The 13,859-nt window shown below is 37.3% G+C and carries 9 protein-coding genes; 5 read left to right on the forward strand and 4 right to left on the reverse strand.

Annotated features, from left to right (window positions below):
• Window positions 1-52 precede the first annotated feature (52 nt).
• On the forward strand, window positions 53-2,239 hold the full coding sequence (locus WH188_RS02860) for a peptidase domain-containing ABC transporter (protein WP_132772785.1): 2,187 nt from the start codon (window positions 53-55) through the stop codon (window positions 2,237-2,239).
• Between the two features lie 23 nt (window positions 2,240-2,262).
• Window positions 2,263-3,522, forward strand: coding sequence for an HlyD family secretion protein (locus WH188_RS02865; protein WP_165905972.1), 1,260 nt, complete (start codon window positions 2,263-2,265; stop codon window positions 3,520-3,522).
• A gap of 310 nt (window positions 3,523-3,832) precedes the next feature.
• Here WH188_RS02865 and WH188_RS02870 read toward each other — a convergent pair whose 3' ends face one another.
• From WH188_RS02870 to WH188_RS02880, 3 genes are all read right to left on the reverse strand, one after another.
• Window positions 3,833-4,354 carry a hypothetical protein gene (locus tag WH188_RS02870; RefSeq protein WP_132772782.1) on the reverse strand — a complete coding sequence of 174 codons (522 nt, stop codon included), beginning with the start codon at window positions 4,352-4,354 and terminating at the stop codon, window positions 3,833-3,835.
• 107 nt (window positions 4,355-4,461) lie between these two features.
• The gene (locus WH188_RS02875; RefSeq protein ID WP_132772780.1) at window positions 4,462-4,845 is read right to left on the reverse strand and encodes a helix-turn-helix domain-containing protein; all 384 of its coding nucleotides are present in this window, start codon (window positions 4,843-4,845) and stop codon (window positions 4,462-4,464) included.
• A gap of 24 nt (window positions 4,846-4,869) precedes the next feature.
• The gene (locus tag WH188_RS02880) at window positions 4,870-5,274 is read right to left on the reverse strand and encodes a helix-turn-helix domain-containing protein (protein WP_132772778.1); all 405 of its coding nucleotides are present in this window, start codon (window positions 5,272-5,274) and stop codon (window positions 4,870-4,872) included.
• Window positions 5,275-5,884: 610 nt separating this feature from the next.
• Here WH188_RS02880 and WH188_RS02885 point away from each other — a divergent pair.
• Genes WH188_RS02885 through WH188_RS02895 form a run of 3 tightly spaced genes read left to right on the forward strand, consistent with a single transcriptional unit; the run spans window position 5,885 to window position 13,110 of the window.
• A complete protein-coding gene (locus WH188_RS02885) occupies window positions 5,885-10,528 on the forward strand; it encodes a SusC/RagA family TonB-linked outer membrane protein (RefSeq protein WP_339423225.1) in 4,644 nt (1,547 codons plus the stop codon).
• A 10-nt stretch (window positions 10,529-10,538) separates the two neighbouring features.
• Window positions 10,539-11,897, forward strand: coding sequence for a RagB/SusD family nutrient uptake outer membrane protein (locus WH188_RS02890; RefSeq protein ID WP_132772775.1), 1,359 nt, complete (start codon window positions 10,539-10,541; stop codon window positions 11,895-11,897).
• A 1-nt stretch (window position 11,898) separates the two neighbouring features.
• A complete protein-coding gene (locus tag WH188_RS02895) occupies window positions 11,899-13,110 on the forward strand; it encodes a TlpA family protein disulfide reductase (RefSeq protein ID WP_339423226.1) in 1,212 nt (403 codons plus the stop codon).
• Window positions 13,111-13,178: 68 nt separating this feature from the next.
• Here WH188_RS02895 and WH188_RS02900 read toward each other — a convergent pair whose 3' ends face one another.
• Window positions 13,179-13,391, reverse strand: coding sequence for a hypothetical protein (locus WH188_RS02900; protein WP_132772772.1), 213 nt, complete (start codon window positions 13,389-13,391; stop codon window positions 13,179-13,181).
• Between the last annotated feature and the right edge of the window lie 468 nt (window positions 13,392-13,859).

Consider the following 13,859-nt stretch of genomic DNA (forward strand, 5'->3'; position numbering starts at 1 on the left):
TATTAATGTAATGAAAATGTTTTTATTAAGACTTATATAGAATAATTTTTTCGTGTTAAAAAAATTCCCCCATTATAAACAAATGGATGAGATGGACTGTGGATCCACTTGTCTTCGTATCATATTCAAATATTATGGTAAGTTGGCCTCTATCCATAAAATCAGGAAACTATGCCAAACAAATAAAGCGGGCGTAAATCTGTTGGGGATTAGTGAAGCCGCAGAGAAATTGGGATTCCGTACCTATGGAGTTCGATTGTCAATCGAACAGTTAAAAGAAGTTGAGCTACCCTGTGTTCTGCACTGGAACCAGAACCATTTTGTAGTTCTTTATAAAATTCGTCATGGAAAATACTACGTATCAGACCCAGCATCCGGATTGCTCAGTTATGATAAGAAAGAATTTTCCAAAAACTGGTTTTCGACCAAAGAGCTACATGCGGGTCTATCACTCGTATTGAGTCCTGGTCCAGATTTTTACCAAATAGACGAGGATGAGCAGGAATTAAAATTAGGGTGGGGTAAGATCTTCACCTATTTCTTTAAATACAAAAAGCTGTTTGTTCAATTGATCTTAGGTATGGTACTTGGAACCATTCTGTCACTGATAACACCTTTTCTCACCCAGTCAGTAGTTGATATTGGGATCAATACCAAAAACATTAGTTTTATTAACCTGATCCTGATTGCGCAACTGATGCTTTTTATTGGAAGTACCGCAGTATCCTTCATCCGTTCTTGGATTATGCTCCACATCAGCACACGGGTTAATATCTCCATACTAACAGATCTGTTGATCAAGGTAATGAAACTTCCAATGAATTTCTTTGATCTAAAGACCCATGGCGATATCATGCAGCGGATGTCCGACCAGCAACGAATAGAAACTTTTCTCACCGGAAGTACTCTGAATACCCTATTTTCACTTGTTAATATGGTGATCTTTGGTTTATTGCTCTTGATCTATAACAAAACGATCTTTCTAGTATTCTTTGCGGCAACAGTACTGTATACGTTATGGATATTGGCTTTTATGAAATATCGACGTCAGCTTGACGAGAAAAGATTTAAGATCGCTTCTGAAAACCAGACTTACATGGTTGAAATGATCCAGAGCATCAAAGATATTAAACTCAATAATGCTCAGAAGCAAAAAAGATGGGGTTGGGAAGCCTTGCAAGCTAAACTTTTCAAATTTAAGGTTGAAAGTCTTGCATTATCTCAGTACCAGTCCCTAGGCTCAATGGCGATCAACCAGGCAAAAGGAATTCTGATCACATATATCAGTGCCAAAGCAGTTATAGATGGTGATATTACTCTGGGGGGAATGATGGCGATTCAGTATATTGTCGGTATGGTAAGTAATCCCGTTGAGTCTCTACTGGACTTTATGCAGTCCTATCAGGATGCCAAAATCAGTTTGGAAAGACTAAACGAGATCTATGAAACCGAGGAGGAAGAAAATATCCAGAAAGATTATCTTACAAAGTTACCTGATAACAGGACGATTGAGATCAAAAACTTGACCTTCCGTTATATGGGAGCTGGAAATGATCCTATTTTTACCAAACTGAACCTGACTTTCCCTGAGGGGAAAACAACAGCCATCGTAGGAACAAGTGGTAGTGGGAAAACAACCATAATAAAGCTTCTTTTGCGATATTATAATCCCGAAGAAGGCGAAATACTGATCGGAGGAAAAAAATTGGACCAGATTGATTTTGGAGTATGGCGTGAGAGCTGTGGATCGGTACTTCAGGAAAATTACGTGTATGCGGATACTATTGAACGTAACATCGCTGTCAACGAAGAGGTCGCCGACAAAAAACTCATGGAGAGCGCGATCAGTGTGGCCAATATGGAACAATTTATTGCCGATGAACCCTTTGGTTTAGCAACAAAGATCGGTACAGCCGGTAAAGGGATCAGTCAGGGTCAGCGCCAACGCCTTATGATTGCCAGAGCAGTATATAAAAACCCGGCCTATATTTTTTTGGATGAAGCTACCAATTCTTTGGATGCTAATAATGAGAAAGAAATCGTGGAGAAGCTGGATCAGTTTTTCAACAAACGGACCGTCATAGTGGTTGCCCATCGACTTAGTACAGTTAAAAATGCAGATAACATCATCGTATTAGAAAAAGGAGCAGTAGTAGAAGAGGGAACGCATCAGGAATTGACCGCACTGCGAGGCAGTTACTATGAACTCGTTAAAAATCAACTCGAACTAGGAAATTAACGATTATGGCAAAAAGTAGGCTTATGGAAGAAGATATTCATTCTGAAGATTTACATGAAATCATTTCAAAACCACCATCATGGTTGCTCAAAAGGGGGATAACCTTTATTGTATTGACGCTATTTATGATCTTTGGTCTAACATTTTTCATAAGCTATCCAGAAGTGGTACATGTATCCATGAAATTCAATACGAGCAGTGCTCCTAAGGTGCTTACAGGTAAAGTAAATGGAAACCTAGTGAAGATTCTGATCAAAGACGGTGTTCCTGTAGATAAAAATACAAATATTGCCTATGTGGAAAGCGTAGCAGACCACGATCAAATACTAAATTTGCTTGATAAGATGAAACAGGTGCGGAGTAGTACCATTGAGTTAACAGATCTAAAGAATATCGTTACCCCAACAGAGTTGGAATTAGGTGAGCTCCAGAACAGCTACCATAACTTTTATCTCGCTTATCTAAATTATGTAGCGATTAATAAAGAGGGAATCTATCAGAAACGGAAAAGCTTTATCCAGAATGAGGTTAAATATATCAATGAACAGAGCCAAAGAATCCAGCAGAGCTTTGATCTTTACAAAAGAGAGCTGTCACTTGCTGAAGAAGAATATGCCAAATATCAGATCCTGGCAGAAAAGAAAGTGATCAGTCAGCTAGAATTACATCAGAAAGAAGCTCTTTTACTCTCCAAGCGGCAATCTATTCCTCAGATGGAAAATACGATTATTAGCAACCAGAGCAATCGACTCTCAAAAGACAAAGAGATGTCCGAGATCAATAATCAGATGTTTGAAGAAGAAAAGAAATTCTATCAATCCCTAAACACATTCATTAGTGATGCTGAAAATTGGAAAAAACAATACGTGATTACTAGTCCTTCGGAGGGTACTTTGATCTATGGTGACTTTTTACAAGAAAATCAATTGATTAAAATGGGTGAAGAGCTGTTTTATGTCAACGCCAATAAGGAAGACTATTATGGTGAGATATTGATTCCACAGAGCAAGTCGTCTAAGGTGAAAATAGGACAAGATGTGTTGATTAAAGTTCAGAGCTATCCTTATCAGGAGTATGGCTATCTTAGAGGAAAGGTTCATTACATCTCCGATATCCCGATTAGAGATAGTGTTTTCTTCTCTAAGGTGACCTTAAGTAGGAGCGAGAAAGACTCTGTTATCAAACTGAAACCGGGTATCCTTGCTGATGCTGATATCATCACCGAAGATCAGTCTATAATTGAAAGAATCTGGTTGAATCTTACTAAATCTTTGAAGTTTTAATTATATTATTACATCGTGAATGATAGATCTTATCTGTAGTGCCTTAAAATATATATATAAATCAAATTGAATATCATTATTCTATAAAAAAAGAGTTTTTTTCCGCTTTATCGAGATGCTAAAAAATATTTTTTAGTCACGTATATTTGAGTCTTTCTATTTTTTTATTAAAAATGGGAAGGCTTTATTACTATTATTGCAAACATTCAATGGAGTTGATGGCGGACTTCACAAAGCCATCTCCAACAAGACAAAACTTAAGTATCTCCTAACTTGACGAGATAGGAGATATGATAATTTAGGACAGATATCAGCGAATACGTATCGTATTTAGATCTTTAATGTTTTTTTCATTACGTACCCTTAGGGTTACCATATAAAGATCGTCTAGGTCACCGATAAATTTAACAGGAGATACAGAAATCGTCATAATATTACTGATGTCGACAAAAGTTGTATCCGGATCATCCTGAATTATTTTATCTTCTATCTGAAAGATTACTCGATCTGATTGCATATTCGTATAATTTTTTCTAAGATCAGATAAAGTAATGAATTCTGGTTTATAATGAGCAGTTAATCCTATTATAATAGCTTGTTTTTCCTTACTTACTTCTACCGTCTTTATACTATCGGCTTTCAACGTTAATCCGCTTTCACCAGAATACTGCTTGCCTAAAACCTCTATGTTAGGGAAGTTTCTATCTTTAAGATCTTTATAAATTATTTTCGGTACTTTGTCTGTAATACTATATCGATTGGTCGAATATTGGCCATAAGTTAAACCTAGTCCAAAAGATAATAGAAGAACAGATAAAAATATTTTTTTCATTTTTGTTTATTATATTATAATTGATTTTTAAATGACTATTCTCTATGACTATATAGTCTTCTTCGAAAATATAATTTTACTACAGCTTTAATACCGAATATTCATCTCTACCTTTCTGATTTTGTTCTCTTTAACTCATGGATCTCTTCTTTGAGGTGTTTGATGTACTCATCATAACCACCTTTTAATTCCTGTGTATATTTAACTTCTCGATCACCACCAGCAATATATTGACTATGATTAAGTATTTGGACTATTTGAAGATCTAATAACTGTTGTAAAGTGCAATTAAAATAATTAGCTATCTCTGATAATTTTTTAAGAGATAAATCCTCAACAGTACCTTCTTCAATTCCAATTAATTCTTCCTTGGTTAGGCCTAGTTCTTGTGCTAAAGATTCGACAGATTTCTTTTTGATGTTACGAAGAGCTTCAATATTTCTACCAGCTATTCTGATAAGAGCTATTATATCAATGGTATTATTTATCATCTCTAATGTTTTATGTCAAATTTACTATTTTGTGTTTAATAATTTATTTAGCAAATCTTGATTTTGGTTTTTTAAATATTCGATTTGTTCTTTAAGTGACTGAATAGCTAGTTCATATCCATCTGCTATGTTATTCGTCATAGAATGATTACCCGCAGGTTGATTTATATATTGTGAATAATTAAAAATTTGATGCCCTTCTATATCTAGAACTTGAGCTATCGTAATTTTATAATAATTGCATAACTTCTTTAATAATCCAATACTAAGCCCCAAGTATCGACCATTCTCAATTTTACTTAGAACTGGATAGGTAACATCTATTTCAGATGCAACCGCCTCAAGTGTTAATTTAAGGGAGTGTCGAACTGTATGTAGGTTTTTACCTATGGTAGTAAAAATCTCGTTGTCATTGCTTTCAGTAATCATAATTTGGTATAATATAATTATTGTAAATATACAAAATGTTCCTGTGAGTTACAAAATGAATGCTAGAGATTATACTATTTATATTTTTCAAATATCGAGAAAAGGATAAGTATTATTGTGTTTGTTTAGGCATTAATAAAAGAGTCTCGGCTATAAAATTCGACAATTAAAGCAAATCGAGGCAGTAGTATTAATGCCCATATTGATATTTTATGTACCTTCGGGACATACTGTAGCATATGGGCCTCTACTGTATACCGTATTTGCAGGCGTCGAATCCTTATAGCGCGGTTGTAGAGCCCAGCTATAGTTAAATAGCATCTAGCCGAAAGTAGACTCGTTACCAATAACGAGTTATGATAATTGAACAGAGCCATTTAAGAAAATTAATCCCCCCATAATCTTATACGATTATAAGTCATTACGATGACTTAATCGATGAAAGCGTACCGTAGACCAATATATGATCTTTATGATGACCATTTAACGCTTTTCGATTCCATCACTTATTTAAAGCCTCGGCGCAATGAGCTCCTGATTAGTTTCAATTGGAAGCTCTTCTGGATATCTATTGCATGTCAGGTAAATGCCAAAATTATAAACCTTAAAAATGAACAATTTTTATAAGGATGGGAGAGTACATGCCTATTTGAAGGGTGTTATCAAATCCATTTATACGATAATAAATAAGTGCATTAATTACGGGGTATTTCCTAAATATACCATTGTTAAAAAAGCGCTAGAAAATAATATTGCACATGCAACTAATGCTGATTTAGTCTTTCGTTTATACGATGCTGGTGAAGGTATGGTTATCCTTAGGGACTGCCTTGTACCTGAGTATGGGCTGGCTCTGCAATCCATTGGTACATCTTTGATAACTGATCGTCAATATACCGAACAAACGGTAATAAAAGAGCACAGAAAAGGCAAGCAAGGTGTAACGGAGTCTGCAAGGAGAAGCCTCCAAGAATTAAAGAATAAGCCTAGAAATGGTAATGAATCGGTAATAAACAAGCAACAAAATACCACAGAAATAGCAGAAGGTAAGCAAAGAAAGACTAGAAAAATGAGAAGGCTAGAAACTTCTGATTTTTTCTTAACCAACTTAACACCAACTTCTAAGTTTCTGCGACTGGGCTTCGAGTCGGCCTCGGGATTTCATCGGCTACAGTGCATGAAAAGTCGAAGCACGGTCGAACAAAAGTCAAGTGGAGGTAGAAGAAAAGGTCAAGACAGGGAAGAGAAAGTTAGTAGAAGTTTGCTGGATGTGGCAAACAGCAAATCGAAGCATTGTCCATCAGGTACCCGCTCTATACCGGCTTTTAACCTGCTTCGAACCTTGTTTTACCTCCGGACGTCGTTGCACCGTATGTGCGCCGTACTTTTGCCGTCGATGCACAAGGGAAGGGACGGTGCAGGTACTTTGCAAGTGTTGTGCAGTTACGGGGAAACGTACTACAAGGGTAAAAGAAGGTTAAAAGAAAGTCCGAACAAGATCCGAACCAATGGCTTTGCTTTTTTATTGATTTTCATAAAGAATGTACTTGCTAAAATCGGTCTTGCTGTACGGTCAGAGTACGGCTTATTCACGAATGCCCTACTGAAAAGGTACCAAAAGGATACTGGGAATGTACTGGAGAGCTACCAAAGAGCTACTGAGGTTAATAGCTTAGCAGTGCTACGACTGGCATGCGCTAGGCAAGTACGGGAATTTGGTTGTTCATGTGTTGCTCAAGCGTACGTAATGCGTATGCTAAATACTGGTAATGCATGGATAGTGCGTAAAACGGTACCCATTTACGCACTACTAACGCACTATCAACGCTTTATCTATGCTTCATCCCTACTTAATCCCTACGCGGAAAGCGCATTATCTAAAATAAGAAGATTTAAGCGCTCCAATTTCTTTTGTTGGGCATCTGAGTGGTTTTGCATTAATAATCAGTCTAATCGCTTAAAATGCTTTTCAAATCAAATACAAGGAGGTGTTAGGGATTATGTGAATGAGGCTTTTGTGCTTCGATTGACAAAATCAACGTTTTCAGCAGTATTGCTTTTACTGCTGATGATGACTTTCGGATCGGTATCCGCACAAGCTCAGAATAAGCAAAATTATGTGTTGCAGGGAACGGTTATTTCTGCTGTAGATAAGAAGCCGTTACAAGCTGTATCCGTGCGTGTTGAAGCAGATAACGTGAAGACATCGACAAAGAAAGATGGTTCTTTCAGCGTCGCTGTCACTCAGCGTACGGGCAAAGTGAAGTTTACATCTGTCGGCTATAAAACCCTAGAGCTGGATTATACGTCCGGAGTGGTATTGCATGTGCAACTAAATCCTGTTGAAAATCAGCTTGACGAGGTTGAAGTGGTGTCTACAGGATACCAAAAAATACCAAAAGAAAGAGCGACCGGGAGCTTTGAAGTCCTAACGAATGAACAGCTAAATATCAGTAAATCTTCTCATTTTATTAATCGATTGGAAGGATTGTCACCTTCGCTACGATTTGAAAAACGTGTACCTAACCTGAAGCCTGAAGAGCAACTTTATCAACGTGGAAATTCGACACTTTTAGGGGCATGGAGTCCATTGATCATTTTGGATAATTTCCCTTATGAAGGAGACCTGAGTAATATCAATCCCAATGATATAGAAAATATAACGATTCTTAAAGATGCTGCTGCCGCTTCGATATGGGGGACACGTTCAGGAAATGGTGTGATTGTGATTACTTCTAAGTCGGGCAGTAAAACCGATCGTATACAATTGGACCTAAGTTCCAATTTCCAAATTGGACAAAAACCTGATATTTATAAACTGCCCCATATGTCGAGTAAGGATTTTATCGAGTCGGAAGAATTTCTATTTGAAAATAACTACTACGATTGGATGATCAATTATCCTGACTACACATTATCGCCTATTGTTAGCTTACTGGATAAAGTCCGTTCTGGAAAAATCGATCAGGAGAGCTATCAGCAACAAAAGATTGCATTTGAAAAAAATGATGTTCGGGATGATTACATGAACTATATCTACCGTAATAACATTACCCAGCAATATTTTGCAAGTTTAGCATACGGAAGTAAAAAGATGGATTTTAGAGGTAGTCTGGGATTTGATAAATCACTTGAAAGTATTAAAAATAATAATTCAGACCGAATCAGTGCTAAGTTTGTTAGTAGTATTCGACCAACGGATCGATTTTCAGTTGATTTCAATATCGCATTTTCAGATAACGGAAAGAAGGGACAGGGAAGTGACTCTAAAGTTGGATATGGTTCCCTATATTCAGGTGCAGGAAAATCTTTTTATCCTTACTTACGCCTTGTTGATGATCATGGCGTAGGTATTGATCTGGAAACTGTCACTTTTCGGAAATCGTATATTGATACGCTTGCCGGTGGCCGGCTCTTTCCGGAGCGTTATAATATCATGAATGAACTGTATGCGAGCGAAAATAATACACGCATCACTGATGCGACATTGAGTATAGCGGCCAGCTATAAATTCAGTAAACCTTGGGAGCTCATTACTTCTTATCAATTTCAGCGGTCATTAAGCAAAACCACAAATCTGGAATCGCTTGATTCGTACTATACCCAGCATTATATTAATTTATACACCCAATTTACACCTAATTCTTTAACCTATAATGTACCTGTAGGTGATATTTATAGTAAACGAATTGGCGATCTCACTTCACATTATTTAAGAGCAATTGTAAAGTTTGATAAAGAACTGGGAGCAGGTGTTCTAAATGTATTGGGAGGAGCAGAGTTAAAAAGTATGGATAACCGTATTGAAGGCTATAAACTGTATGGTTATCATGCAGATCGTATCGAGTTTACACTTGTTGATTTTAAATCAAGTTTCCCTTTGTTAAATGGATTTCAGGGTAGGGCTCAGATCTTCAATGGCAATAAAATAGAAGAATATAAGCAACGGTTCGTGTCACTTTTTATCAATGGATCGTATATCCTCCATAACCGGTATGTAGTTTCCGGTAGCGTCCGCCGTGATGCAGCGAATCTATTTGGCGTTGCTTCTAACCGTAAATGGCAACCGCTTTGGTCACTGGGTGCCGCCTGGGAGATCAGTAAAGAAGAGTTCTTTCCTAAAGGAACTTTTTCATACCTAAAACTCAGGACTACCTATGGTGTGAACGGAAATATAACGACCCAGATATCGGCCTATCCAACAATTGCATACGATGGCGTTTTTCCGTATACAGGATATACGAACGCCTACATGGTCAATCCGCCAAATCCAGATTATCGTGCCGAACGTGTAGGGATTTTTAATGTGGGCGTAGATTTCGCGATGACCAATGGACGTATAAATGGGAATGTTGAGTTTTATAATAAAGAGGCAAAGGATCTGGTTGCATTAGCCAATATTGATCCGACAACTGGTTTTTATACGCAAGCAGTCAATATTGCTAATTTTAGGAATCAGGGTGTTGAACTGAATCTGCAGAGTACCAATATTGTCGCAGGAGATTACAAATGGAATTCTAATCTGATATTTACCTATGGTAAGAGTGTGGTTACCAAATATAATTACAAACATTCGAGTGTTTCCAGTTATATGTGGGCTACCACTGCGCCTAATCCAGTTGTCGGTAGGGATCTGTACGGCCTATATGCATTTCGCTTTGCAGGATTAGACCATGAAACCGGAGCTCCATTGGGCTATTATAATGGTGAGATGTCTCAGGATTATTCCAAAATCATGTCTGTGGGCATAGAAGATGTCAACTACATGGGGTCCAGCGTACCTTTATACGCAGGGTTTCTAGCTAATACTTTCTCATGGAGATCATGGTCTTTACGTGCCAATCTACAATATAAATTAAAGTATTTCTACAGACGCCAAAGCATCAATTATAATGGCTTAGCGCAATACTGGCAAATGCAAGATGATTTTAACCTGCGGTGGAAAAAGCCCGGTGATGAAATGCATACCAATGTGCCTGCTTTTATATATCCGATGAATGGTCAAAGAGACCAGTTTTATCAAAATTCAGAAGTCTTGATTGAACCTGCTGACCATGTCAGGTTAAAAGATATCAACTTGCAGTATCAGCTGAATCTCCATTCGAAGAGCTTCAGATCAATACAGCTTTATGTGAATGCTGATAACCTCAATCTGATGGTATGGCGCAAATCAAAATATAAAAACGATCCTGATTTTAACTTCTTGATCCCTACACCTAGACTTTATACAATAGGTGCCAAGGCATCATTTTAAATCTAAATTTATGAATTATCATCTACTATACAACCGAATCCTGCTGAGCCTGATCTTACTCTGCCTGCAGTCCTGCAGTAATTTTTTGGAAACAAAACCCGATACTAAACTGGCTATCCCCAATACGTTTGAGGACTGTCAAGCTTTACTGGACGGATATGGCACAATAAATATGGGGTATCCTTATGTTGGAGAGCTCTGTGCAGATAATTTTTCCATCAGTGCCGATAACTGGAGCAGTTTAGGGGACTATGAAGACCGCATGCTTTATATCTGGGATAAGGAAACAGCACCGGTTATAACGCAGTGGGCATCACCTTATCAAGCGGTCTACATCGCCAACCAAGTTTTATCGATATTGAAAGAATTGCCCGGAGGAACCAGGCGTGAACAACTAGAGGGGGCAGCATACTTTTATAGGGCTTATGCTTTATTCAGTCTGGCTGAAATATTTACGGCAGTTCCACAAAAAGATGGTTCGAATGGAGATATACCTGCTTTACCTTATCGTACCTCTCCCAATGTGGAGGAAAAAAGTGTACGTGTCACTTTGAATGAATATTTTGATCTACTATTAAGAGATTTGGAGCAGGCCGAAAATCTGTTGCCCATGATAAATGGACTTCCTTCAAGGCCATCTAAAACTGCTGCAGCAGCACTGTTTTCAAGGATCTACCTCTATATGCAGGATTATGAGAAGGCTTTGTTTTATACAAATAAAGCTCTGGTAGATAACAGTATGCTCATGGACTATAATACTTTAAGAAAAGACGAAGAGAGTCCATTTAAACAGTTTAACGAGGAAGTGATCTTTCAGGCTATCTCAACAGGAACCTATACGTATTATTATACAGTTTGGAAAGTGGATCCTAATTTTCTTCAAAGCTATGCTGATCACGATCTCCGCAAAAACCTGTTGTTTATGGAGAATGAAGACAGTACTTTTTCATTCAAAGGTAATTATGATGGCGAATTTAATCAAGCTCCATTCAGCGGTCTTGCGGTAGATGAATTGATCTTGACAAAAGCTGAATGCTTGGTGCGGTCAGATCAGATTAATGAAGCCCTGACCTCGCTGAATAGTTTATTGGAGAAACGGTATCGAAGAGAAACTTTTAAACCCATTGCTGTACAGAATCCATCGCAATTGCTCCAAATCATTTTAGAAGAACGGAGAAAGGAACTGGTGATGCGTCAGAGAAGATGGTCCGATCTGAAACGCCTGAATTTAAACAGTCAAACAGCAACTATATTAAAACGTCAGATAGGAGGTAAGGAGTATCAGTTATTACCTAACGATCCTTTTTATACGTTTCTGATCCCTCAGGAAATCATCAATAATTCAACACTTACACAAACGATACGATAGTATGAGAAATTTATGTTATTTACTATGTTTTCTGCCGACTTTTCTGTTAGCACAAGAACCTACATTTAAAAAAGATACCGTACAAAAAACAGTTAGAATCGGCGAAAAAGTCCCTTCTGATGCTATTGGTATAACAATAGAGGGGAAAGAGATCGGCTCGGTCAGCCAGCTTCCTGAAGAATTGGTTATTCTCGATTTTATGAATACTTCATGCACGAGCTGTATCGCCGCACTGCCCCGATTAAATAAGGTGGAACAGGAAAATAAGGGAAGGTTAAAAATAATATCCATCTCAGATGAAAAGAAAAATCGAGCAGAAGCATTTCGGGCCCATAACGAAGTCTTTAAAGCCAATAAATTGGACTATGTGGTAGAAGACAAAGTTTGGTCGAGCTATTTTCCGCATCAGACTGTTTCACATATGGTCTGGATCTATAAAGGAAAGGTGGTGGCCATCACTTATTCTGAGTTTGTGGATCAGGCAATGGTTAATAAGGTATTTGATAAAGGTATAATCGAATTTCCGATTAAAGATGATTATTTGGTGTTCGATTATGGGATTCCGCTGATGAAAAATCAGAAGGGGAAGTATTCATTTCTTACCGGTTATATTGAAGGCGCCTATAGCAAATTCAGTCAAGAAGTAGACAGTGCACAGCGTGAAGTGCGGGAGTATATTGTAAACGCAGATATAGTACCTGCTTTTCTTTACTGTTATGGAAAAACCACCGAATTACCTTATATGAAAGATAGTCGTATTATGATTGACAGATTTGATAAAGAGCGATTTATATTTGAAAGAGAAAAGTCGGGCTATCAACAAATCTGGAATCAGAAATATGCTGTAAGTTATGAAGCTAATTTTGATCTGGAGCTAGATGAAAAGAGAAGAATGCTTGCCATGATAAGGGATCTGGAGCTAAAGCTTGGAGTAAAAACATTCATCGAATCAAGAAGGGTAAGGTGTTGGGTCATCAAAGATGAAGGAAGGCAAGTCGGAAAATCAGATCATAATGGTCAAGCTATAGATGATTTTGCATTTATGCTTGACTTGAATGCAGATAGGCCACCGGTTGTAAACGAATCTAAAAATCTCAATAAATATATGTTTAAAGGACAATCGGATTTTATAGAATTGCAACGTAGTCTCAAGGAATTTGGCTTTTTACTTACTGAGGAAGATCGAGAAATACCGTGTTTTGTTATCCAATAAAATTAGAGGAAAGAGCTATCAAAAAAATGATAGCTCTTTCGTATTAAATGTAAAAATTAAAATCTTATTTAAGCTTTTAATTTTACATTTGTTGTGCTTGTTCTCGTATTCAGAGCTTGTAACATTTCATTGCGTAGAGCATTTGAAATGGTAGGAACACCACCTGCATTTGGTGCTTCTATAGAACAGATCTGATTATTTCCTGAACAAGACGGGCTTCCCAATGAGTAACTTGCTGGATCTCCAGGGTTACTAGGGTTATTCAACTGAAATGTTGCCATTTTGTTTTAAGTTAAATTATCATTAGGTTAACTGATCACAGTAGCATTTTTAGATGTACTGGCCCCCACAGCCTCCAACTATCAGAGTGTTGTGTTTTGAATTGGCGCCTGGACTCCTTATTTGGCCAATCAATTTGTTTTCATTTTTTTATTTAGCTGGTTTCTAATTTTAGAAATGGCACAAACCCGTAATATTGCCATCACCAATTTTTTCTATATCATCTTTATGTCAGGCTTTTATGTTCTTAATTCCATTTGTCTATTTCAAAATAAAGGACAAATACAAATCTCAAATCGGGTATGGCGGTAGTATTTTACTTTTTCTTGTCTTATCTGTTTTCATAATATTCTTTTTAAATTTTAAGTCATTGAAACCCTAGCTCTTCTGGAGCTAGGGAGTCATGGCTGGTTTCACATTAACGGCGGCATCCTACACATCACCGACAATTAATATTTTTCGAAAGGAAC

Origin of the sequence: Sphingobacterium sp. MYb388, assembly GCF_037479535.1 — a bacterium.
In the GTDB taxonomy this organism is placed as follows: Bacteria; Bacteroidota; Bacteroidia; order Sphingobacteriales; family Sphingobacteriaceae; genus Sphingobacterium; species Sphingobacterium anhuiense.

What these genes read in the sequence shown, in the direction of transcription:
- WH188_RS02865 (WP_165905972.1), top strand. Translation starts at nt 2,263, where the DNA reads ATGGAAGAAGATATTCATTCTGAAGATTTACATGAAATCATTTCAAAA.
- WH188_RS02870 (WP_132772782.1), bottom strand. Translation starts at nt 4,354, where the DNA reads ATGAAAAAAATATTTTTATCTGTTCTTCTATTATCTTTTGGACTAGGT.
- WH188_RS02875 (WP_132772780.1), bottom strand. Translation starts at nt 4,845, where the DNA reads ATGATAAATAATACCATTGATATAATAGCTCTTATCAGAATAGCTGGT.
- WH188_RS02880 (WP_132772778.1), bottom strand. Translation starts at nt 5,274, where the DNA reads ATGATTACTGAAAGCAATGACAACGAGATTTTTACTACCATAGGTAAA.
- WH188_RS02885 (WP_339423225.1), top strand. Translation starts at nt 5,885, where the DNA reads ATGAACAATTTTTATAAGGATGGGAGAGTACATGCCTATTTGAAGGGT.
- WH188_RS02890 (WP_132772775.1), top strand. Translation starts at nt 10,539, where the DNA reads ATGAATTATCATCTACTATACAACCGAATCCTGCTGAGCCTGATCTTA.
- WH188_RS02895 (WP_339423226.1), top strand. Translation starts at nt 11,899, where the DNA reads ATGAGAAATTTATGTTATTTACTATGTTTTCTGCCGACTTTTCTGTTA.
- WH188_RS02900 (WP_132772772.1), bottom strand. Translation starts at nt 13,391, where the DNA reads ATGGCAACATTTCAGTTGAATAACCCTAGTAACCCTGGAGATCCAGCA.